The organism is Salinispora goodfellowii (assembly GCF_059570675.1).
Genome location: NZ_JCANTD010000010.1, coordinates 24,961 through 45,986, shown reverse-complemented (window position 1 = coordinate 45,986; position 21,026 = coordinate 24,961). Strand labels below are relative to the sequence as shown.

The following is a 21,026-nucleotide window of genomic DNA, read 5'->3' as shown; positions in this document are numbered from 1 at the left end:
GTTGCGGTGGACCTGCCGGCCAACACCACAATCACCACCGTCGCCGCCGGCAACCGCCACAGTCTGGCGCTGACCTCCACCGGCACCATGCTGGCCTGGGGCTTCAACGCCTCGGGCCAGCTGGGCGACGGGACCAACACCACCAGCAGCACCCCAGTTGCGGTGAACCTGCCAGCCGACACCACAATCACCACCGTCACCGGCGGCAGCTTCCACGGCCTGGCTATCGTCCCATCGGCATCAACATCAACCACGACCCTGCAGGTGTCCCCACCGAACCCGACACCAGATCAACCCGTCACCCTCACCGCTACCGTGACCTGCACCGGCAGCACCCCCACCGGGACCGTGACCTTCCTCGACGACACGACCACCCTGGACACGAAACCCCTGTCCGGCAACCCCACCACCACCGCAACCCTCACCGTCACACACCTGACACCCGGCACCCACCACATCCAGGCGCGCTACAACGGCGACAGCAACTGCCCAGCCTCAACATCCAACTCCACGACACTCACCATCCCAAAGCCCACCATCCCAGTAACCGGCACCAGTCTGCCCACCATCCTCACCGCCGGAATCCTGCTCACCCTCACCGGCGCCGCCCTGACCCTTGCCACCCACCGACGCCGACCAACACCCGGGGCGTGAGGACCATCCATGTCGGCCTGACTAGAACCCGCTAACGGTGCCGCTAACCGGACGGTGTCATCGCCCGGTTAGCGGCTTGCGCGTGGACGGTCAGCGTGGGCTCGATGACCATGCCCTCGGACGATCCCGCGGCGGTCTGAGCACCGAGACGCATCTGGCCTGCGAGCGGCGGGCCGCCCTCGCACCTGCGGTCCGTGGCGGCGCTGAGCACCCCACCACCGGCCGCCCATGGGAACACCGAGAATACGCCTGCTTGTCCGCCTCTGAGAGCTTCGACGTATAATTCGACCGCTAAAGGTGAGAGTATGGCTATAAACCAGTTCAGGGGAGATTAATGAATAGAGTAGTACGCCCGAATCGGCGGGCGGTGCTCTCCGGCGCGCTTGTCGGCACCGTGGCCGCGCTCGCGGGCTGCTCATCAACGGAGGCGCAGTCGTCAACGACCAGCACCTCCCCCCAAACGCCACCCACCACGCCCAAGGCAGCACTCGAGCGGCTGATGGCGGGCAACCAGCGGTGGGTACAGGGCGAGCCGCAGGCCCCCCACCGGGACCCGGACCGGCGGCAGGCCGTGGCCCAGGAGCAGAAGCCCTTCGCGGCGGTCCTCTCCTGCATCGACTCGCGGGTACCACCGGAACTCATCTTCGACGTCGGCCTGGGCGACCTCTTCGTGACCCGAACCGGCGGCGAGGCGGTTGGCCCGGTGGTCACCGGTTCTGTCGAATACGGGCCGCTAGCCAACGGCACTCCGCTCATCGTGGTCCTCGGTCATCAACGTTGCGGCGCCATCAAGGCGGCGTACGCCTCCCTCCGGGACGGCGAAACGCCGCCCGGCAACCTGCCGGAGATCGTCACCGCCCTGCAGCCGGCGTACGAACAGGTAGCTGAGGCGGGGGGTGACGACCCGATCGATGCCATGGTCCGCGCCCAGATCGAGTTGGCCGCGAACGAGTTGCGCTCCAACCCGGAACTCGCCCCGCTCGTGACGAAGCAGGACCTCGCCATCGTCGGCGCCTACTACTCCCTCGACACCGGTGCGGTCGAGGTCCTCAGCGGCGCCCCCTCCTGACCAACCGAACGGTGACCGAACAACACTGGTCCCGGGCCGCCGCATAGGTGCTAGGGGCCTCCCCCTGGTGCTGGCGCCTTCCGGGACCTGGGTTAGTCGGCAGAGTCGGATTGTTGACTAACCGAACCGTCCTGCTCCCCCGTCCGGGGCAGCGGCGGACCCCCGGGGGGCGTCGCGGCCCCTGGGGGCGTTGCGGCCCCCGGCGGCGTTACGGCCCCTGAGGGCGTCGCGGCCCCTGGGGGCGTTACGGCCCCCGGCGGCGTTACGGCCCCTGAGGGCGTCGCGGCCCCTGGGGGCGTTACGGCCCCCGGCGGCGCGGAAACCTCTGAATCGAGGGGGCCGGTCGCACGGAGCAGGGCATTCAGCCCGGCCCGCCGGGCAACCACGGTCAAGCGGTCCCCGGCCATGATCACTAGCCGGTGGTCGAACTCCCACTCGTACCGCTGGCCGGAGCGGGCATGGGCGAGGAGCCGGACGCTTCCCGCCCGGCCGACGACGGCGAGCGGCTGACCTTCGAGCGAGGAGCCGGCGGCGACCGGGACCTCGGTGACCAACAGGGCGTGCCGGCCGACCGAGATGGTGGCGATGACGGCACGGTCCAGCAGGGCACCAGCGAACGACGGCGCCGCCAGGTACGACACGCTCCGCGAGACGCCGATACCGAAGGACCGCTGGACGCGCTCGGCGAAGTGCCCATCGAAGAGCCGCAGCACCACCTGAACATCGTCGTTGAGGGACCGAGCGGTCAGCGCGGCCCGTAGGTTCACCCCGTCGTCGGTGGAGACCACGACGAGGGCCTGGCTGGCAGCGACCGAGGCCGCGCGCAGGATCTCCTCGGCGGAGCCGTCCCCCACCACCACCGGCACGCCGAGCTGCCGGGCCAGCTCGGCGCCCCGCGCATCCGGATTCTTGTCAATGGCGACCACCTCGACCCCGAAATCGCGGAGCTGAGCGGTCACCCGCATCCCGATGTTGCCGAGGCCGACCACGACCACGTGCCCGGAACGGTCGGTCAGGGGCCGCCCGGAGTGCAACGCCAGCCGGGCGTTGACGAGGCCATCCACCACCACGGCGGTGATCAACGGGATCAGTGCCAGCCCGGAGAGATTGAGGACCACCTGGAGGACCTGTTCGCCGACCGGCTTGGCGGCGTCCGGGTCCTGCCCGCTCAGGGCGGTGACCAGGGTCAGGTAGAGCGCCTCCCCCCAGCTCACCTCGGCGGTGCTGGCGTAGAGGCCGCCGAGCACGACGATCACCGCCAGCAGCGCCAACACGGCGATGCCGATCCGGCGCGTGGCGAAGCCGCGGACCGCCCGGAGCAGCATCGTGACCGGCCGCCGCCACCGCCGGGCCCGGCGCAGTCGGCGTGCTGCCACCTCGGTTCCCGGTGGCGTACCGGCCGCCTCGGCGAGCACCACGTCGGCGGCGGTCGCGTCCGCGGGCAGGACCCGTACCTCCCGCGGGTCGCGGGTATCCGCCACTGGGCAGACGACATCCTCGTCACGAAGATCGACGCGGCGGGCCACGTAGAGGGTCCGCCCGCCGTGTCGGAAATGCGCCGGCGCGACCTCACCCAGCGCGGCGGCGACGAAGGCCGGGGCCGCCATCACGGCATCGGAGAGCACCGCCGAGTCAGGGAAGATCTGTCGCACCCCGTTGGCCAGGCTGGTGTTGAACATCCGCACCACCAACCGCAGGCTCGGCTGGACCTCCTGCGCGCAGAGCGCGGCGTGCATGTTGCCCACATCGTCCTGGTGCAGCAGCGCCAAACCCTCGGCCCGATCCAGCCGGGCTTCACGAAATGTCACCTCGTCGAGCCGGTCCGCCTGGATGACCTCGATGCCGTCGAGATCTCGACCGTCCGGGCTGTCCGTCCGCTGCCGCTTGGGCACCACCAACGTGATCCGGATCCGGGTCAGCTGCGGCTCGGTGCCGAGCAGTGACCTCACCACCCAGTACGCCAGGGCGTCGTGGCCACAGACCACGTAGTGGGTCCAGGGGTCACTGTTGCCTCGGAGCCGCCGCCCGGTCCACCACGCACGATCGAAGGGCCCCGTCATGTGGCGCATAGTAGACAGCCGGCGGCCCCTCGTGCAGCCCATTGATCACGATTGCGACGGATCAGTGGCGCGAGTCCATTCTCCACCCCGGCCCGACTCGGGCAAACTGGGGCGATGACGCTGTCGCAACTGGCGGGTCGGCTGCTCGGCGTCCGCGAACACGTGGTGGAGCAGGGCGGTGGGGGCTCGCCGCGCGTACCCCACCCCGCACCCACCGTGCTGGTCGGCGGCGGAATCGCCGGCATGTCCGCGGCGGTGGTGCTAGCCGAACGGGGAGTGCCGGTCACCGTCCTGGAAGCCGCCCCCACCATCGGCGGGCGGCTCGGCGCATGGCCGGAGACCTCGCCCGACGGCACCCGGACCAACGAACACGGGTTCCACGCCTTCTTCCGCCAGTACTACAACTGGCGGAACATCCTCCGCCGGGTCGACCCGACGCTGGGCTTCCTCCGGCAGATCCCGCGCTACCCGGTCCTGTCCGCGCGCTGGCCCACCGAGGAGTTCGGCAGGCTGCCGCCCGCGGCGCCAGCGAACCTGCTCGCCCTCCTGCTCCGCAGCCCCAGCCTGCGCCTGCGGGACCTACGTGCGATGAACCGGGACGCCGCGCTGCCGCTGCTCAGCTACGACCCGATCCAGACGTACGCCGAACTCGACGACACCACCGCCGACGACCTGCTCACCTCGCTCCGACTGCCGGACCGAGCCCGAGCGATGCTCTTCGAGGTCTTCTCCCACTCGTTCTTCAACCACGAAGCGGAGATGTCCGCCGCCGAAATGATCGCCCAGTTCCACTTCTACCTGCTGGGCAACCCGGAAGGGCTGGCCTTCGACTGCCCCACGGCGGACTACGCGGCGTCGATCTGGCAGCCCCTCACCCGGCACCTCGAGCAGCACGGCGGCCGGGTCGTCACCGAGGCCACGGTCACCGGGCTGCACCGCGACGCCACCGGCTGGCAGGTGATGAGCACCGCCGGCGCGTACGAGGCCCGGCATGTCGTGCTCGCCGTCGACCCACCGGCCCTCGCCGCGCTGGTAGCGGCCTCCCCCGTCCTCGCCGAAGCCGCCCCCGGCCTGGTCACGCGAATGCCCGCGTTCGGCCGGCCCGGTCCGCCGTACGCGGTGGCCCGCTACTGGTGTGCCGGGGATGTGGATCCCGGGCGGGCGGTCTTCAGCGGGGTCTCCCGACAGCCCACCCTGGACTCGGTGACGCTCTACCACCGGCTGGAGGCGGAGTCCCGCCGCTGGGCGGCGCGCAACGGCGGCGCGGTGGTCGAGTTGCACGCGTACGCCTGCGAGCCGGACGTGCCCGCCGAGGAGCTGGCCGAACGGATGTGGCGCGAGCTGAGGCCCCTCTGGCCGGAGGCGGGGCGGCTGCGGATCCGCGAGCTGCGCGCCCGGGTGGAGGCCCGGGCGCCCGCGTTCCCACCCGGCGGCCACGCGGGGCGGCCCGGCGTCCGCACCGACGCCGACCGGCTCTACCTGGCCGGCGACGGCATCCGCACCGACTTCCCCAGTGCGCTGATGGAGCGCTCCGCCGCCACCGGCATCCTCGCGGCCAACCACATCCTGCGGGACGAGGGCGGTGCGACCGAGCCGGTCCACTCGATCCGCCCCCGGGGCCTGCTCGCCCGAGGGCACTGACCGCCCGGGGGCGCTGACCGCCCGGGGGCACTGGCCGCCTGGGGGGCGCTGACCGCCCGGGGGCACTGGCCGCGGAGCCGGCGGGCCCCAACCGCTACCCGGTGCCCGGTTCGCCGGGCCCCACCTCGGGCGGGGACCACGGAAAGCGGGCCGGTCGGCGCTCGTTGGCCGCCGCCACGCCCTCCCGGGCCTCCCCGCTGGCCCGCACCTGCCCGTGCCACCAGGCGATCCGATCATCGTCCGCCCGCCCGTCGACGATCTCCTTGGCCGCCATGACGCTGAGCTGGGACCGCGCGGTCACCGCGGCGGTAACCGCACCGACCCGGGCCGAGAGCGCGGCGGCGGGCAGCACCTCGTCCACCAGGCCGACCCGCAGCGCCCGCCCAGCGTCGATCAGCTCCGCCGTGAAGAGCAGAGCCTTCGCCGTGGACGGCCCGACCAGTCGAGCCAGCCGGCGGGTGGTGGGTGCCGGGTAGACCAGGCCGAGCCGGGCCGGAGGTACGCCGAAGCGCGCGTCGTCGGCGGCGAACCGCAGGTCGCAGGCGACGGCGAGTTGGCACCCACCGCCGACGCAGGCACCCCGAATCGCGGCGATTGTCGGCTTGGCGAAGGCGGCGAGCCGCTCCTCGGCCGTGACAGCGATACTGGCATCACCGGCATCCAGCAGCTCGTCCAGGTCGCCGAGGTCCGCGCCGGCGCAGAAGGTGTCGTCGGCTCCGGTGAGCACCAGGGCCCGTACCGCTGGGTCGGCCTCCAGCTGATCGAGCACCCCCGGCAGGCGCCGCCACATCGCCGCGGTCATCGCGTTCCGGCGGGCCGGATTGTGGATCACCACGGTCGCCACCGGACCGGCCACCTCGACCAGCAGTTCCGCGTCCGCCACCGCAACTCTCCTTCCGGTACCTGCCGCCGCGATGACGATATCGACGCAGCCGCCGCCCCGCCCCGCCTCGGTGACGCCGGTCACGGTCCGGCGCCCGTCCCAGCCGGCGGCTCCTCCTAGCCGGCGGCGCGATCCGAGCGGAGCCAGACGTATTCCAGATCGATCGGGATGTGCCCAACTGCGGTCGATAGTGCTCGGGGTTCTTGCGCAGCAGCGACGAACGGTGACTCAGGTGCAGGTCGTCGCGGCCCAGCCAGGGCGGTAGCTCACCGGCGTCAGCCGGCTCGGCCTGGGTGCGTACGCCCCGGGCCGTGGGCGACGCGGCAGGCGGTGAGCGGCGCGGCAGGCGACGAAGTGACGGGGGTGGCGGACGTTATAGTCGATCTACTCCAACGTCAGAACGCCCACCCAGTCCATCCTGGTTCGCCAGCAAGGATGCCAGCCGGACGGACACCGCACAGGGGAACGCATGGCCGTCTACAGTGCTCAGCAGCTCCACGGCTTGCGAATCATCGTCACCGGTGGCGGCACCGGGGGGCACACCTACCCGGCACTGACGACCATCCGAACGCTCCGCGCCCGCCTCGCCGAAACCGGCGCCGAGCCCGACATTCTCTGGGTCGGCGTCGAGCAGGGACTGGAGGCGAAGATCGCCCGGCAGGAGGGCCTGCCCTTCCGCGCCATCACCACCGGAAAGCTACGGCGGTCCCCCAACCGTCAGGAGTTGTGGCGCAACATCACCGACGCGTTCCGGATTCCGATCGGCGTACTGCAGGCCATGGCGACCGTACTGCGGGTCCGGCCACACGTGGTCCTCTCCACCGGCGGCTACGTCGCTGTCCCGATCGGTCTGGCCGCCTGGCTGGCCCGGCGCCCCCTGGTCATGCACGAGCAAACCCTCAACCTGGGCCTGGCCAACCGGATTCTCGCCCTGGTCGCCCGCCGGGTGCTGCTGAGCCACACCTCCTCGTTGGCGAACCTGTCGAAGCGAGCGCAGGCCCGAGCGGTGGTCACCGGCAACCCGGTCCGCCCCGACATGCTTGCCGGAGACCCGGCTGCCGGCCGCGCCGCCTACGGGCTGGAGCCACACCTGCCACTGGTCTTCGTCACCGGCGGGGCGCAGGGCGCGGTGCAGGTGAACCAGATGGTCGCCGAGGTCCTCCCCGATGTCCTGCAACGCTGCCAGGTGCTGCACCAGTGCGGGGAGTACAGCCTGGACCGCATGCGACAGATCGCCGCCCAGCTACCACCGCACCTACAGGCCCGCTACCGGGTCGTGGACTACATCCATGGACAACTGCCCGATGTGCTCGCCGCCGCCGACATCGTGGTCGCGCGTAGTGGCGCCGGCACAGTAGCTGAGCTGACCGCGCTGGGCCGACCGGCGATCCTGATCCCACTCGTGCCGACCTCCGGCGACGAGCAGCGGCAGACCGCCCGGTACCTCGCCGAGGCCGGCGCGGCGCGAATGCTCACCGGCGGTGACGCCACCGGTGCCGCGCTCCGCACCGAACTGTTGACGTTGCTCGACGACGCGCAGCGTCGGCACGCCCTGGCGGAGGCCGCGCGCCGGCACGGCCGGCCGGACGCCGCTGCCGCCGCGGTCACCGAGCTGATTGACGCCGCCCGTCGCGGCTGACGGGCGGCGGTAGGCACTGCCGGGCTCGGGGCAGTGGGCGCCCAGTCGAGCCGAGCCAGTATCATGCAGACAGCCAACTAAACCGCTTAAGTGACCCTAGTCGATACGGTGGTTACACCTAACCGCCGTGCCAGTCACTCCACGGACCAGTACCCAGGGGGCCGAGTGAAGTCGATGCACAACCGTACCGGCAGTGCGTCCAGCGCCGACTCCGCTCTCGCACCAGCCGGCTCGTCGACGTGACCGTGGACCCTGACCGGCTACAGGCGTCCTGGGCGCGAGTCGTCTCGCACGGTGATGCGGTGCCGGCCTACTTCTACGCAGCCTTGTTCGCGCGTAATCCACAGCTGCGACAGCTCTTCCCGGCGTCCATGGCGGGCCAACGGGATCGGCTGGTCACCGCGCTTGGACGCATTGTCGCCGGCGTTGGTCAGCCAGACGTGATGCTGCCCTTCGCGCGCGGGCTGGGCCGCGACCACCGACGCTTCGACGTTCGTCCCGAGCACTACCCGCCCGTCGGGGAGGCGCTACTGGCCACCCTCAGCCAGTTCCTCGGCCCCGACTGGGACGCCGACCTCGCCGCCGGATGGACTGAGGCGTACGGCCTGGTCGCGCAGGTCATGTGTGATGCCGCGGCGGAGGCCACCCGCAACGAGCCCCCGTACTGGCGAGCGCTGGTTGTCGAACACGAGCGCCGGGGTCTGGACGTGGCCGTGGTCCGGCTACAGGTGGACCAGCCCATGCCCTACTGGTACCTGCCGGGTCAGTCCTGTGCGATCGAGGTGCCGACGCGGCTTCGCCTCTGGCGGTACTACTCGCCGGCGAATATTCCGCGTCGCGATGGGCTGGTCGAGCTACACGTGAAGGCAGTACCGGGTGGGGAGGTCTCCACCGCCATCGTGCAGTCGCTGCGCAACGGTGACGAGATCCGCGTCGGCGCGCCCATCGGGCACAGCCTGACCCTGGACCCGGACTCCGGCCGCGACCTCTTACTGCTCGCTGGCGGCACCGGCCTGGCACCGCTTAAGGCACTGACCGAACAACTCGCCGCCGAGGGCGGCCGACGACGAGTCACCCTCGTCGTCGGCGGCCGCACGAGTGGCGACCTGTACGACCTGCCCGCCCTGGAGTCCATGGCGCAGCAGATGCCCTGGTTGACCGTCGTCCCCAGCCTGTCCCACGATGCCCACGCCGTCGGCGTTCACCGGGGCAACGCCGTGGATGTCGCGCTACGCACGGGTCGCTGGGACGCGCACGACATCTACGTGTGCGGTCCAGCCGAAATGGTCGCCACCAGCCGCGAGCGCCTCGCCGAGGCTGGTATCGCCCCGCAGCAGATTCGTAGCGAGGACGGCACCAACGACCCCTACCGCCCCGACTCCGTAGCCACCCTTACGGTGGCCGACCGCGCCGAGGTGTACGCACGATGAACCCAGCCAACTACCCCGGCGACGAGCCTGACCTCAGCCGCCACACCGCGCTCCGGGGGTGGCGACCGATGTCCCCGGAACACATCCGGGGACACCGGTTCCGCGAAACCGCACTCGGCCGCCGTGGTTACCGTCCGGACGAGGTGGAGGCCTTTCTCGCCCGAATGGCCGAGGAGGTGCAGCGGTGGACCAGCACCCATGCCCGCGACCTCGCGGAAATCAACCGGCTACGCGGCTTTTTCCGCAACCAAAACATCGACACCGAACCCGCCGGCCAACGTGCCTTCTCCAACGAGGCGATCAACATGCTGGCTACCGCCCAGCACCAGGCCGACCAACTCATCGCCGACGCCAAGACCCACGCCCGCAGCATGCAGACCGACGCCCGCGGCCAAGCCGAACGCGTCGTCGCGGAGGCACGCCGCGAGGCGGAGGCAGCCGCCCACTCCTACCGCACCCGCGCCGGGCAGCAGTACTCCGCCGACCGCGAACAGGTCGAACGCCTCGCCGCCATCGCCCGGAACATCCTCGCCGCAGTCGCGGGTGCCACCAGTCAACTCGACGGCGCCAGTGCCCAGATTCGCGCCGTGGGCGACGCCTTCGGCGCCGAACTGACCAAGCTGGTCGGCCCACCAGCCACCGCACCCGAACAGGCCGCCATATCGGACCATCCCACGGCTACCGGCATCCGACCCGTCCACGGGCAGACACACCGGTAGCCATGCGCCACCCGCCCCGCGGCTCACCGCAGCGCGTCCTGTCCGCGCGGGCTGGTGCGGTGGCGACGGGATGGCAGCAGCAGCGTGGGGTGGCGGACGCTCCAGGCCGCCCCCCTGCAGACCATCTCCTTGTACCGGGCTGCCACCCTTCCGGCCAGGAAAGACGACGTGGCGCGGTCATCAGCCGTCACGAACTGGATGAGCCCGTCCCGCCGGCCGAGACTGATGCACTGGTTGTAGTAGCGGAGCGAGGACTTCGGGACCTCTCGACCGGTCAGGCGCGCGGCGATGGCGTCGGCGGCCTGCCACCCCATGGGGATTCCGGAGGCGCAGGACATCCGGAGCGGCTTGCCGCCGGGCCCCTCGGCGAACGCGGCATCACCGATCGCGTACACGTCGGGGTGCGAGATCGCACGCGTGCTGGCGTCCACGATGATCTGTCCGGTCTCGGCGAGCTTCAGCGGGGTGGCCGCGGCGATGGGGTGGACGGCGAAGCCCGCCGTCCAGACGGTCACCTGAGCCGGGATGGTTCGAGCGTCGCCGGTGACCGCGCTGGCTTCCGCGACCTCAACGATGTCGGTGTGCTCGTGCACGGTGATACCGAGACGGTCACAGACGCGTCGCAGATGACCCCGCGCCCCGACGTCCAGCCAGTCGCCGAGGCCGCCGCGGGCGGCGATCGCGACGGCGAGGTCCGGCCGCGTCTCGGCGATCTCGGTGGCAGCTTCGAGGCCGGTGAGACCACCTCCGACGACCAGGACGTTCCCGCCGGCGCCGAGGCGGACCAGGCGGTCGCGTAGCCGCAGCGTGGACTCCCTTACAGCGATGCTGTAGGCGTGCGCGGTGACACCGGGAACTCCGTGGTCAGTACCGGTGCTACCGAGGGCGTAGACGAGGGTGTCGTAACCGACCTCGTCGGTACCGTGCTCATCAACGAGCGTGACGATCTTCTGATAGACGTCAACGGCGGTGACCCGTGCCAGTCGCAGCCGCACGCTTGTACCCGCGTAGATGTCGCGCAGTCGGCGGGGGGCGAGGCGTTGTCCGGCCGCCAGTTGGTGCAGCCGGACCCGCTCCACGAACTCGGCCCCGGCGTTGACGACAGTGACCTCGACACTGTCCGGGTGCAGCCGCCGGGCCAGGCGCCCGGCGGCGGCGGCTCCGGCGTATCCGGCCCCGAGGACGACGATGCGGTGCTTCATGATCTCACTCCTGTCTCGATGCGTCCGCTTCCTGAACCGGACAGCGACGCGGTTGCTGACAGGAGTCGGCTATGAGCTGGGTCACCAGGCTTCGATAAGAGGTGCGCCGGGCTCAACCGCGGACCAGCGGTGGGTGGCGCGGGCAAGCTTGTCGGGATTGACCTGGGTATGGATGGCCGCGATGCCCTCCCCAGTCACCTGTAGGGACATGACGGCGACGACCCGGTCGTCGAGCACGACCACCACCGCGGGCCCGCCGTTGACGACGCCGGCATAGACAGCAGGTCGACCGCCGATCCGGTCGCGTTTGGCTTTGGTGGGAACGAGGAGGCCGCGCAGGAACCTCGCCACCGCCAACGCTCCGGCGACCGGCGTGGTCCGGGCCGGGATCTTGCCGCCACCGTCGCCGACGCTCGTCGCGTCCGTGGTCAAGAGCTCGACGAGCCGCCGAACCTGCCCACTGGTGGCGGCTGCCAGGAACTCCTCGACGATCTTCCGCGTGCTGGTCGCATCCACTTCCGTACGGACCCGGTCGGTGCTGATGTGCTGCTTCGCCCGCCGGTAGATCTGTTGGCAGTTCGACTCGGTGAGGTCAAGGAACTCGGCGATCTCACCGTGCGAGTAGCCGAACGCCGCCCGGAGCACGTACACGACCCGCTCGTTGGCCGAAAGCCGCTCCATCAGGACGAGCACCGCCATCGAGACCGACTCCCGCTGCTCGGCGGTGTCGACCGGACCGAGCATCGGGTCTCCGGTGAGCAGCGGCTCGGGCAGCCAGGTGCCCACATACCTCTCGCGCCGAGCGCGCGCCGAGGTGAGCTGGTTGAGACACAGGTTGGTGAGCACCTTGGTCAGCCACGCCTCGGGTGTCTGGACGTGCCGGCGATCGGCGGCCTGCCAGCGCAGGAACGTGTCCTGGACCGCGTCCTCGGCGTCGCTCGCTGAGCCGAGCAGCCGGTAGGCGATCGCTTCCAACCGGGCCCTGGAGTGCTCGAACAGCTCGACCTCGTCTAAACTCAGCGGCATGGCCCGACAGTAGCCACGAGGCACCACGGCTCAGCTCACGTTGTAGCACCAGCGACCGCGCCGCGGTGCCGGTTCGGTCACTCGGAGGGCCGAGCCACAGTCGGTGTCGGACCGTCGTGTCAGGCTGAGCCCGTGATCGTCACCTTCGAGGCCGAGCTGTGGAGCTGGAGTGCCCGGCGGGCCGACAGTTGGACCTTCGCCAGCCTCCCCACCGACCTGTCGGAGGAGATCCGGGACCTCTCCGGACCGCCGCGTCGTGGCTTCGGCTCGCTGCGGGTCCGGGTCACGGTCGGTGACAGCACCTGGGCGACCTCGATATTTCCGGACAAGCAGCGAAGCTGCTACGTGCTGCCCGTCAAGCGAGCCGTCCGCGAGGCCGAAACCATTGAGGCCGGCGACGTCACCACCGTGCGCCTCGAACTCCTCGACTAAAGCCCTAGGCGGAGCGCCACGCCGCCGCTGGAGTACGGCAGGATGGCCGGCGTGACCGCTGCCCCCCGTCCCGCCCTGGCGACGCTCGAGGCCGTGCTGGAGCGGCTCACGTACGTCAACGAGGAGACCGGCTACACCGTGGCCCGGGTCGCCACCGACCGCGGTAGCGATCTGTTGACGGTGGTGGGCGCGCTGCTGGGCGCGCAGCCGGGGGAGAGCCTACGGCTGCACGGGCGCTGGTCCTCGCACCCCAAGTACGGCCGACAGTTCGAGGTCGACTCGTACACCACGGTCCTGCCGGCCACGATCCAGGGCATTCAGCGTTACCTCGGCTCGGGCTTGGTGAAGGGCATCGGACCGGTGTTCGCCGAACGGATCGTCGCCCACTTCGGCCTGGAGACACTGCGGATCATCGAGGAGGAGCCGGCCCGGCTGGTGGAGGTGCCGGGGCTGGGCCCGAAGCGCACCGCGAAGATCACCGCGGCGTGGGAGGAACAGAAGGCGATCAAAGAGGTCATGGTCTTCCTCCAGGGCGTCGGCGTCTCGACCTCCCTCGCGGTACGGATCTACAAGCAGTACGGCGACGCCGCCACCGACGTGGTCATGAAGGAGCCGTACCGGCTGGCGGCCGATGTGTGGGGCATCGGCTTCAAGACCGCCGACACCATCGCCCAGTCGGTCGGTATCCCGCACGACAGCCCGCAGCGGGTCATGGCCGGCCTGCAGTACACGCTCTCCGAGGCCACCGACAACGGCCACTGCTACCTGCCCGAAGCGGAGCTGGTCGCGGACGCGACGAAGATCCTCGACGTGCCGGCCGACCTCGTCACCCGCTGCCTGGACGACCTGGTCGCCGAGGAGGGCGTGGTCCGGGAGTCACTACCGGGCGGCGGCGCCGATCGGCCAGCATCGGCGACACCCGGCCCAGCGGAGCCGGTGCGGGCGGTGTATCTGGTGCCGTTCCACCGGGCGGAGCGGTCTCTCGCCACCAGCCTGCTCCGCCTGCTCGGCGATGGGAACGATCGGTTGCCGCACTTCGTGGGCGTCAACTGGGACAAGGCTCTGACCTGGTTGAAGGCGCGTACCGGCAACGACCTCGCCGCGGAGCAGGAGCAGGCGGTCCGGCTCGCGCTGACCTCGAAGGTCGCGGTGCTGACCGGCGGGCCGGGGTGCGGCAAGAGCTTCACCGTCCGGTCGATCGTCGAGCTGGCCGCCGCCAAGAAAGCCAAGGTCACCCTGGTGGCCCCGACCGGGCGGGCCGCCAAGCGCCTCGCCGAGCTGACCGGGCACCCCGCCGCCACGGTGCACCGCCTGTTGCAGCTACGCCCGGGTGGGGACGCCTCCTACGACCGGGACAACCCCCTCGACGTTGACCTGCTGGTCGTGGACGAGGCCTCCATGCTCGACCTGATCCTGGCCAACAAGCTCGTCAAGGCTGTTCCGCCCGGCGCGCACCTGCTGCTGGTCGGCGATGTCGACCAGCTTCCCTCCGTCGGCGCCGGCGAGGTGTTGCGCGATCTGCTCGCCGCTCCGGCCATCCCGCGGGTGCGGTTGACCCAGATTTTCCGCCAGGCCGCCCAGTCCGGCGTTGTCACCAACGCGCACCGGATCAACGCCGGCCGCCCGCCCCTGCTCCAGGGCCTGCCGGACTTCTTCCTCTTCGCCTGCGACGACACGGAGGCCACGGCCGAACTGACCGTCGATGTCGCCTGCTCCCGCATCCCCGCCAAGTTCCGCCTGGACCCCCGCCGCGACATCCAGGTCCTCACCCCCATGCACCGGGGCCCCGCCGGCTCGGGCGCGTTGAACACCCTGCTCCAGCAACGGCTCACCCCGCATCGGGAGGGGCAGCCGGAGCGGCGCGCCGGTGGACGGGTGTTCCGCATCGGCGATAAAGTCACCCAAATTCGCAACAACTACGACAAGGGGCAGGCGGGTGTCTTCAATGGCACCCTCGGCATCGTCACCCAGCTCTCGACCGAGGAGCAGACGCTGACCGTCCGCACCGACGAGGACGAGAGCATCGACTACGACTTCGACGAGCTGGACGAGCTGGCCCATGCCTACGCCATGACCATCCACCGGTCGCAGGGCTCCGAGTACCCGGCGGTCGTCATCCCGCTGACCACCAGCGCCTGGATGATGCTGCAACGCAACCTGCTCTACACCGCGGTCACCCGCGCCAAACAGCTCGTCGTCCTGGTCGGCTCCCGCCGGGCCCTCGCCGCCGCGGTCCGCACCGTCGGCGCCGGCCGCCGGCACACCGCCCTCAACCACCGACTCGCCACCACCCCGCCCTGATCGGTGGGGAACACCGGGCTAGGACGAGGACGGGCCCCGGGTGTTCCCGGGGCCCGTCGGTGCTGGAAGCGGTGACGTCAGCGGCCAAGCTCCCCGGTGGTACGGATCCGGTCCAGTGCCGGGGCGGAGATCGGCGAGGTCTCGGTCAGGTACGCGACCAGCGCGTCCAGGTCGATCTGGCCGGTGGCCGGGTTGGCGCCGTCGGTGAGTACGGAGAAGCCGTCCCCCCCGCCAGCCAGGAAGCTGTTCACCGTGACCCGGTAGGTGCCGTCGGTCTCCACCGGTACGTCGGCGAAGGTCAGGCTGCCGCGGACCACGCGGGTGCCGGCGCAGGGGTCATCCGTCGGGGCGGTGCTGCCGGCCGGATCGACGACGTACCGGACCGTGGCCGACGGGTAGAGCACCCGCTCGGTGACGAACTGCTGCTCCAGCAGGCAGTAGAGCTGCTCGCCGGTGAGGTCGAGGGTCACCAGGTTGTTGGTGAACGGCTGGGTGGTGAACGCCTCCCCGTAGGTGACCGGGCCGGCGTCGAGGTCGGCCCGGACACCGCCCGGGTTCATGAACGCGGCGACCGCGTCCTGGTCCCCCGCGGTGGCCCGGAGCTGGGCGTCGGCGATCAGGTTCCCGAGCGGGGACTCTCCGCGAACGGTGTCGAAGAGGGTCTCCTGCGTCCGGGTGATCGCCTCGGTGGTCTCGCCGACCTCCCGACCGGCGACCGGGCCGAGGACGGCCTGGTAGTGGTCGATCAGCGCGGTCTGGGCCGGGTCCTCGGCGACGTCCCGGGTGACCACCAGGTTCTCGGCGGTGGCCCGCAGCACGTCCCCGGTCCGCCGATCGATCTTCAGGTCGATGTCGGTGATCAGCCGGCCGTACGAGCTGGCGCTGGTCACCAGCTTGTTGTTGACCTCGCAGTTGTACGCCTGGTGGGTGTGCCCGCTGACGACGACGTCGATGGACCGGTCCATCCGGTTGACGATGTCGACCACCGGGCCGGTGAAGTCGACGCAGTCGTTGATGCCACCGGCGCCGGCCTGGTTACCGCCCTCGTGCAGCAGCACCACGATGGTCTCCACGCCCTTGCGGCGCAGTTCCCGCGCGTACCGGTTGGCGGTCTGCGCCTCGTCGGCGAAGGTCAGGCCGGCGACGCCGTCCGGGCTCACGATGTCCGGCGTGCCCTCGAGGGTCATTCCGATGAAGCCGATCTTGACGCCCTGCACCCGGTGGATCGCGTACGGGGGCAGTAGCGGCTCGCCGGTCTCGGTCACGAAGGAGTTCGCGGCGAGGTACTGGAAGTCAGCGCCCCGGTACGGGGTGCCGTCGGCACAGCCGTCGACCGGGTGGCAGCCGCCGTGCTGAATCCGCAGCAGTTCGTCGGAGCCCTCGTCGAACTCGTGGTTACCGACGCTCGCGTAGTCGAGCCCGGCCTGCGACAACGCCTCGATGGTCGGCTCGTCGTGGAAGGCCGCCGACAGCAGCGGCGAGGCGCCGATCAGGTCCCCGGCGGCGACCGTGATGGTGTTCTTCTTCTTGCTGGCCTTACGCAACTCGGCCAGGTGGGTCGCCAGGTACTCGACCCCGCCGGCCGGCTGGTCCTCGATCGTGCCGCTGGAACCACCGGGCGGCTCCAGATGGCCGTGGAAGTCGTTCAGCGCGAGCAGCGTGACGTCGACCGGCTTCGGACCGGCGTCCGCCGCTTCGGGGGTGGTCGCGACCGCGCCGAAGGCGGCCACAGCGAACGCGGTCAGGCCGATCGCGGCCCGACGCATCCCGGGGATGGACATGGAACTCCTCGTGGGAACGGCGCGGAAACATCCGGGCTGGGCACGCCCACCATTTCGCGCCATCGGCAGGATTCGGGCACCGGCGACGACGGGTACCGCCACCAGCACCGACAACAGCCTCTCATCGCTCCCGCCACCAGTCGACCGGGCGGCACACCACAGCTTCGACAACAGTGGGTGGCCCGCTGGTACGCCGTACCGCGCAGACCGGGGTGCCAGCGACCGGCTGGCTACCCTGGTACCCGGCACCGGCAGCGGCCGGTCACCTCCGACCCGGGACAACACGCGAGTGGATCACGATCAAATCATCTGTGCCGGCACGGCCCGCCTGCCGATGGCGTCGACCGTCACCCAGGCGTGCCAGTGGACCGTCGCCGCCCTGGCCCAGTCCACCCCGGCCGCCGTCTCGGTGCTGCTGGAGGTCCACGACCGGCTCCGCTGCGTTGCTGCCACCGGGTCGTGGCAGGTCTTCTCCACCGTCGGGCCGGCTACCGGCGTCGCCGGTCGGGTGCACACCACCGGTCGCCCCGCGGTCATCACCGACCTCGGGGCGGACCCGGATCGCCTCCCGGTCCGCCCCGACGCCACCGGTGAGGTCTGCGTACCGGTGCCGGGGCCGGCGGGCCGACCTGTCGGCGTCCTCGACCTGCTCTGGAGCCAACCGGCGGACCTGACGGCGTGGCGGGACACCGCCGAACGCCTCGCGGAACAGCTCGGCGCGCGGATCGTGGCACTCGGCGGACCGCCGGCGGAGACCCGGAGCGAGAAGCTGTTGCGGCACGCCGCCGCGCTGGCCGCCGCCGACACCGAGCGGGAACTGCGACACGCGGCGTGCATGGCGGCGCGGGATGTGTCGACGCTCTCCACCGCCGTTCTGGTGCTCGCCGGGCCGTCGGGTCCCCGGCTGTGCGCGCCGACCACCCGCCCCGACGAGTTGGAGGCCCGGGTCCGCTCTGCGCTCGCCACGGCCGGCCCGGCGGCGCTGGAGCGGATCATCCACCTGGCGCACCGCTACGGCGCCGGTTACACCCTCGGTGAGGCCGAACCGCCGGCGACCGACGACCACGCTCCGCTGACCCGGGCCGGGGTCCGCACACTGGTGGCGGTGCCGGTCGGCGCAGCCGACGACGCCGGGCTCCTGCTGGTCGCCGACGCGCGGCGGCTCCGCACCGACCCGACCACCGTCAACCTGCTGGAGTTGCTCGCCGGCCAGACCGGAAGCGCCCTGGACCGGCTCCGGACCGTGGCTCGGCTCCGCGAGCGGGCCAGCTCCGACCCGCTGACCGGGTTGCGGCACACCGGGCCGTTCGGGGAGCGGATCGCGGCGGCCACCCCCGGGCGTACCGCCCTGCTCGCGATCGACGTGGACGGCTTCAAGACCGTCAACGACACGTACGGCCACCAGGCCGGTGACCGGCTGCTGGTGGAGCTGGCACGGGCGTTGGAGGGCGCGTTGCGCCAGGGTGACGAGTTGTACCGAACCGGTGGCGACGAATTCGCGGCGGTGATCGAGGTGAACCGCCCCGAGGAGGCGGTCCGGGTCGCCGAGCGCCTCACCGCGGCGGCGCGCGGGATCGGCCGCACCATCAGCGTGGGCATCGCCCTCCCGTACCCGGATGAGCCCGCCGGCCACGCCCTCCACCGCGCCGACCAGGCGCTCTACCGGGTGAAACGGGAGGGCCGCGACGGCGTACGCCTAGCCGCAGCCTGAAACGTCAGCGCTGCGTCAGTTCGCCGGCCAGGAGTTCGGCGATCTGCGCCGCGTTCAGGGCGGCGCCCTTGCGGAGGTTGTCCCCGGTCACGAAGAAGTCGAGGGCGCGGGGGTCGTCCAGGGCCCGGCGGAGGCGGCCGACCCAGGACGGGTCGGTGCCGACGGCGTCGATCGGCATCGGGAACTCGCCGGCCGCCGGTTCGTCAACCAGGATCACGCCGGGTGCGTTGCGCAGCACCTCACCGGCTCCCTCGGCGTCCACCTCGGTGCCGAAGACGGCGTGCACCGCCACCGAGTGCCCGGTGACCACGGGCACCCGGACGCAGGTGGCGGTGACCTTCAGGTCGGGCAGGTCGAGGATCTTGCGCGAGTCATTACGCAGGGTCACCTCTTCGGAGGACCAGCCACCGTCGGCGGGCACCCCGGCCCAGGGCACCACGTTCAGCGCGAGGGGTGCGGGGAAGGGTCCGAGGTCGTCCCCGACCGCCTGCCGGACATCCCCGGGGCGGGAGCCGAGCCCCCGGTCTCCGACGATCTTGATGAGCTGGCGGTGCAGGGTGTCCACCCCGGCCTGCCCGACATCGGAGACCGCCTGGTAGGACGAGAGCACCAGTTCCCGCAGGCCGTACTCGCGGTGCAGTGGCGCCACCGCGACGATCATGGCGAGGGTCGTGCAGGTCGCGTTGGCGACGATGCCCCTCGGCCGGTTCCGGACCTGCTCCGGGTTGATCTCGGGGACGACCAACGGAACATCGCTTTCGGTACGGAACACGGCGGTGTTGTCCACCACGATGGCGCCCCGGTCGACCGCGGTCGGCACCCACTGGGCCGAGACCGCGTCCGGAACGTCGAAGATCGCCACGTCAACGCCGTCGAAGACCTCCGGGGTGAGCGCCTGGACGGTCAGCTCCTCGCCCCGGCAACCCACCCGCTGCCCGACCGACCGGGGGGAGGCGACGAGTCGGATCTCGCCCCAGACGTTCCGCCGGCCGGTGAGCAGCTCACACAGGATGGTGCCGACCGCGCCCGTCGCCCCGACCACAGCCAGGGTGGGCTGCGACGCCACGGGCTACCGCCCCGTCCCCGCGTACACGACCGCCTCGGTGTCACCACCGAGCTCGAAGGCGTCATGGATGGCGCGTACGGCGTTGTCCAGGTCGGTGTCCCGGCACACCACGGAGACCCGGATCTCCGACGTGGAGATCATCTCGATGTTCACGCCGGCCTGGCCGAGAGCGGCGAAGAAGCCGGCCGCCACGCCCGGGTGGGAACGCATCCCGGCACCGATCAGCGAGACCTTGCCAACGTGGTCGTCGTAGAGCAGCCCCTTGAACTTGACGCTGTCCTGAACCTTGCTGAGCGCGGCCATGGCGGTGGGGCCGTCGGTCTTGGGCAGGGTGAACGAGATGTCCGTCCGGCCGGTGCCCTCGGTGGAGACGTTCTGCACGATCATGTCTAGGTTGATCTCCGCACCGGCGACGGTGTCGAAGATCCACGCGGCCGCTCCCGGCTCGTCGGGCACTCCAACGATCGTGATCTTGGCTTCGCTGCGGTCGTGGGCGACTCCGGTGATCAACGCCTGTTCCACGGGAAGGTCCTCCATCGATCCGGTGACCATCGTGCCGGTGCTGGTCGAGTATGACGAACGGACGTGGACCGGCAACCCCGCCCGACGGGCGTACTCCACGGCGCGCAGCGCCAGAATCTTGGCGCCGCAGGCGGCCAGTTCCAGCATCTCCTCATAGGTGATCTGTCGGATGTGCCGGGCGTCCGGCACGATCCGTGGATCGGCGCTGAAGACGCCGTCAACGTCGCTGTAGATCTCGCACACATCGGCGTTGAGCGCGACGGCGAGGGCCACGGCGGTGGTGTCCGAACCACCCCGCCCCAGGGTGGTGACATCCTTGGTGTCCTGCGACACGCCCTGGAAGCCGGCGACGATGACCACCGCGCCCTCGTCGAGGGCACCCTTGAGCCGCCCCGGCGTGACGTCGATGATCCGCGCCCGGCCGTGCACCGAGGTGGTGATGACCCCGGCCTGCGAGCCGGTGAACGACCGCGCCTCGTACCCCAGGTTGTGGATCGCCATCGCGAGCAGCGCCATCGAGATGCGCTCCCCGGAGGTGAGCAGCATGTCCAGCTCCCGACCGGGCGGCAGCGGGCTGACCTGGTTGGCGAGATCGGTCAACTCGTCGGTGGTGTCGCCCATGGCGGAGACCACCACCACCACGTCGTCGCCGGCCTTCCGGGCGGCGACGATCCGCTCGGCCACCCGCTTGATCCGCTCGGCGTTGTCGACGGAGGATCCGCCGTACTTCTGCACCACGAGTGCCACGACGGCGCTCCCCTCCCACGTGACCCTGAGCGTGCCGACGCCGCCGACGGAGCCGGCGGCGTCATGTCAAGACGCCCTCAGGGTATCCGGCGGACCGCTCGGTCGCGTCGGGTGATCCCAGCATCCGGCTCCCAGCGCCGGGA

Annotated in this window: 16 protein-coding genes and 1 pseudogene; 9 read left to right on the top strand and 8 right to left on the bottom strand. The window is 71.0% G+C overall.

Features of this window, described 5'->3' with window-relative positions; translation table 11 throughout:
* A partial coding sequence (locus T398_RS12805; RefSeq protein WP_496446899.1) for an Ig-like domain-containing protein occupies positions 1 to 654 on the top strand: 654 nt, incomplete at its 5' end.
* Between the two features lie 499 nt (positions 655 to 1,153).
* Positions 1,154 to 1,723, top strand: coding sequence for a carbonic anhydrase (locus T398_RS12800; RefSeq protein ID WP_496447028.1), 570 nt, complete (start codon positions 1,154 to 1,156; stop codon positions 1,721 to 1,723).
* Between the two features lie 92 nt (positions 1,724 to 1,815).
* Here the strand turns inward: T398_RS12800 and T398_RS12795 are convergent, their stop codons facing one another.
* Positions 1,816 to 3,792, bottom strand: a complete 1,977-nt coding sequence (locus T398_RS12795) for an NAD-binding protein (RefSeq protein WP_496446897.1) — start codon at positions 3,790 to 3,792, stop codon at positions 1,816 to 1,818.
* A 105-nt stretch (positions 3,793 to 3,897) separates the two neighbouring features.
* On the opposite strand from T398_RS12795, the gene T398_RS12790 reads away from it, so the two are divergent.
* On the top strand, positions 3,898 to 5,424 hold the full coding sequence (locus T398_RS12790) for an FAD-dependent oxidoreductase (RefSeq protein ID WP_496446896.1): 1,527 nt from the start codon (positions 3,898 to 3,900) through the stop codon (positions 5,422 to 5,424).
* A 94-nt stretch (positions 5,425 to 5,518) separates the two neighbouring features.
* On the opposite strand, the gene T398_RS12785 is transcribed toward T398_RS12790, so the two are convergent.
* Positions 5,519 to 6,340, bottom strand: a complete 822-nt coding sequence (locus T398_RS12785) for an enoyl-CoA hydratase/isomerase family protein (RefSeq protein ID WP_496447027.1) — start codon at positions 6,338 to 6,340, stop codon at positions 5,519 to 5,521.
* A gap of 83 nt (positions 6,341 to 6,423) precedes the next feature.
* Positions 6,424 to 6,614: pseudogene (locus tag T398_RS12780) on the bottom strand (MSMEG_6728 family protein); the annotation flags it as partial.
* 162 nt (positions 6,615 to 6,776) lie between these two features.
* Between T398_RS12780 and T398_RS12775 the strand changes: the two are divergent.
* The 3 genes from T398_RS12775 (at position 6,777) to T398_RS12765 (ending at position 10,095) form a co-directional block, all read left to right on the top strand.
* Complete coding sequence (locus tag T398_RS12775) at positions 6,777 to 7,946, top strand: UDP-N-acetylglucosamine--N-acetylmuramyl-(pentapeptide) pyrophosphoryl-undecaprenol N-acetylglucosamine transferase (protein ID WP_496446894.1); 1,170 nt, start codon at positions 6,777 to 6,779, stop codon at positions 7,944 to 7,946.
* A 239-nt stretch (positions 7,947 to 8,185) separates the two neighbouring features.
* Positions 8,186 to 9,376 carry a globin domain-containing protein gene (locus tag T398_RS12770; protein ID WP_496446893.1) on the top strand — a complete coding sequence of 397 codons (1,191 nt, stop codon included), beginning with the start codon at positions 8,186 to 8,188 and terminating at the stop codon, positions 9,374 to 9,376.
* Complete coding sequence (locus T398_RS12765) at positions 9,373 to 10,095, top strand: DivIVA domain-containing protein (protein WP_496446891.1); 723 nt, start codon at positions 9,373 to 9,375, stop codon at positions 10,093 to 10,095. The genes T398_RS12770 and T398_RS12765 overlap by 4 nt, the downstream gene beginning before the upstream one ends.
* A gap of 23 nt (positions 10,096 to 10,118) precedes the next feature.
* Here T398_RS12765 and T398_RS12760 read toward each other — a convergent pair whose 3' ends face one another.
* On the bottom strand, positions 10,119 to 11,297 hold the full coding sequence (locus T398_RS12760) for an NAD(P)/FAD-dependent oxidoreductase (RefSeq protein WP_496446889.1): 1,179 nt from the start codon (positions 11,295 to 11,297) through the stop codon (positions 10,119 to 10,121).
* Between the two features lie 81 nt (positions 11,298 to 11,378).
* Positions 11,379 to 12,323: an RNA polymerase sigma-70 factor gene (locus T398_RS12755; RefSeq protein WP_496446887.1), complete on the bottom strand. Its 945-nt coding sequence runs from the start codon at positions 12,321 to 12,323 to the stop codon at positions 11,379 to 11,381.
* 132 nt (positions 12,324 to 12,455) lie between these two features.
* Between T398_RS12755 and T398_RS12750 the strand changes: the two genes are divergently transcribed.
* Positions 12,456 to 12,755 (top strand): DUF1905 domain-containing protein, encoded by a 300-nt coding sequence (locus tag T398_RS12750; RefSeq protein WP_496446885.1) that lies wholly within the window; start codon positions 12,456 to 12,458, stop codon positions 12,753 to 12,755.
* A gap of 42 nt (positions 12,756 to 12,797) precedes the next feature.
* The gene (gene recD2 / locus T398_RS12745; protein WP_496446883.1) at positions 12,798 to 15,056 is read left to right on the top strand and encodes an SF1B family DNA helicase RecD2; all 2,259 of its coding nucleotides are present in this window, start codon (positions 12,798 to 12,800) and stop codon (positions 15,054 to 15,056) included.
* 77 nt (positions 15,057 to 15,133) lie between these two features.
* Here recD2 and T398_RS12740 read toward each other — a convergent pair whose 3' ends face one another.
* On the bottom strand, positions 15,134 to 16,837 hold the full coding sequence (locus T398_RS12740; RefSeq protein WP_496446881.1) for a bifunctional metallophosphatase/5'-nucleotidase: 1,704 nt from the start codon (positions 16,835 to 16,837) through the stop codon (positions 15,134 to 15,136).
* Between the two features lie 289 nt (positions 16,838 to 17,126).
* Here T398_RS12740 and T398_RS12735 point away from each other — a divergent pair, with 289 nt between their 5' ends.
* Positions 17,127 to 18,548, top strand: a complete 1,422-nt coding sequence (locus tag T398_RS12735; RefSeq protein WP_496446879.1) for a sensor domain-containing diguanylate cyclase — start codon at positions 17,127 to 17,129, stop codon at positions 18,546 to 18,548.
* 4 nt (positions 18,549 to 18,552) lie between these two features.
* Here the strand turns inward: T398_RS12735 and T398_RS12730 are convergent, their stop codons facing one another.
* Positions 18,553 to 19,614, bottom strand: a complete 1,062-nt coding sequence (locus T398_RS12730) for an aspartate-semialdehyde dehydrogenase (protein ID WP_496446877.1) — start codon at positions 19,612 to 19,614, stop codon at positions 18,553 to 18,555.
* A 3-nt stretch (positions 19,615 to 19,617) separates the two neighbouring features.
* Positions 19,618 to 20,883 (bottom strand): aspartate kinase, encoded by a 1,266-nt coding sequence (locus tag T398_RS12725; RefSeq protein WP_496446875.1) that lies wholly within the window; start codon positions 20,881 to 20,883, stop codon positions 19,618 to 19,620.
* Positions 20,884 to 21,026 lie beyond the last annotated feature (143 nt).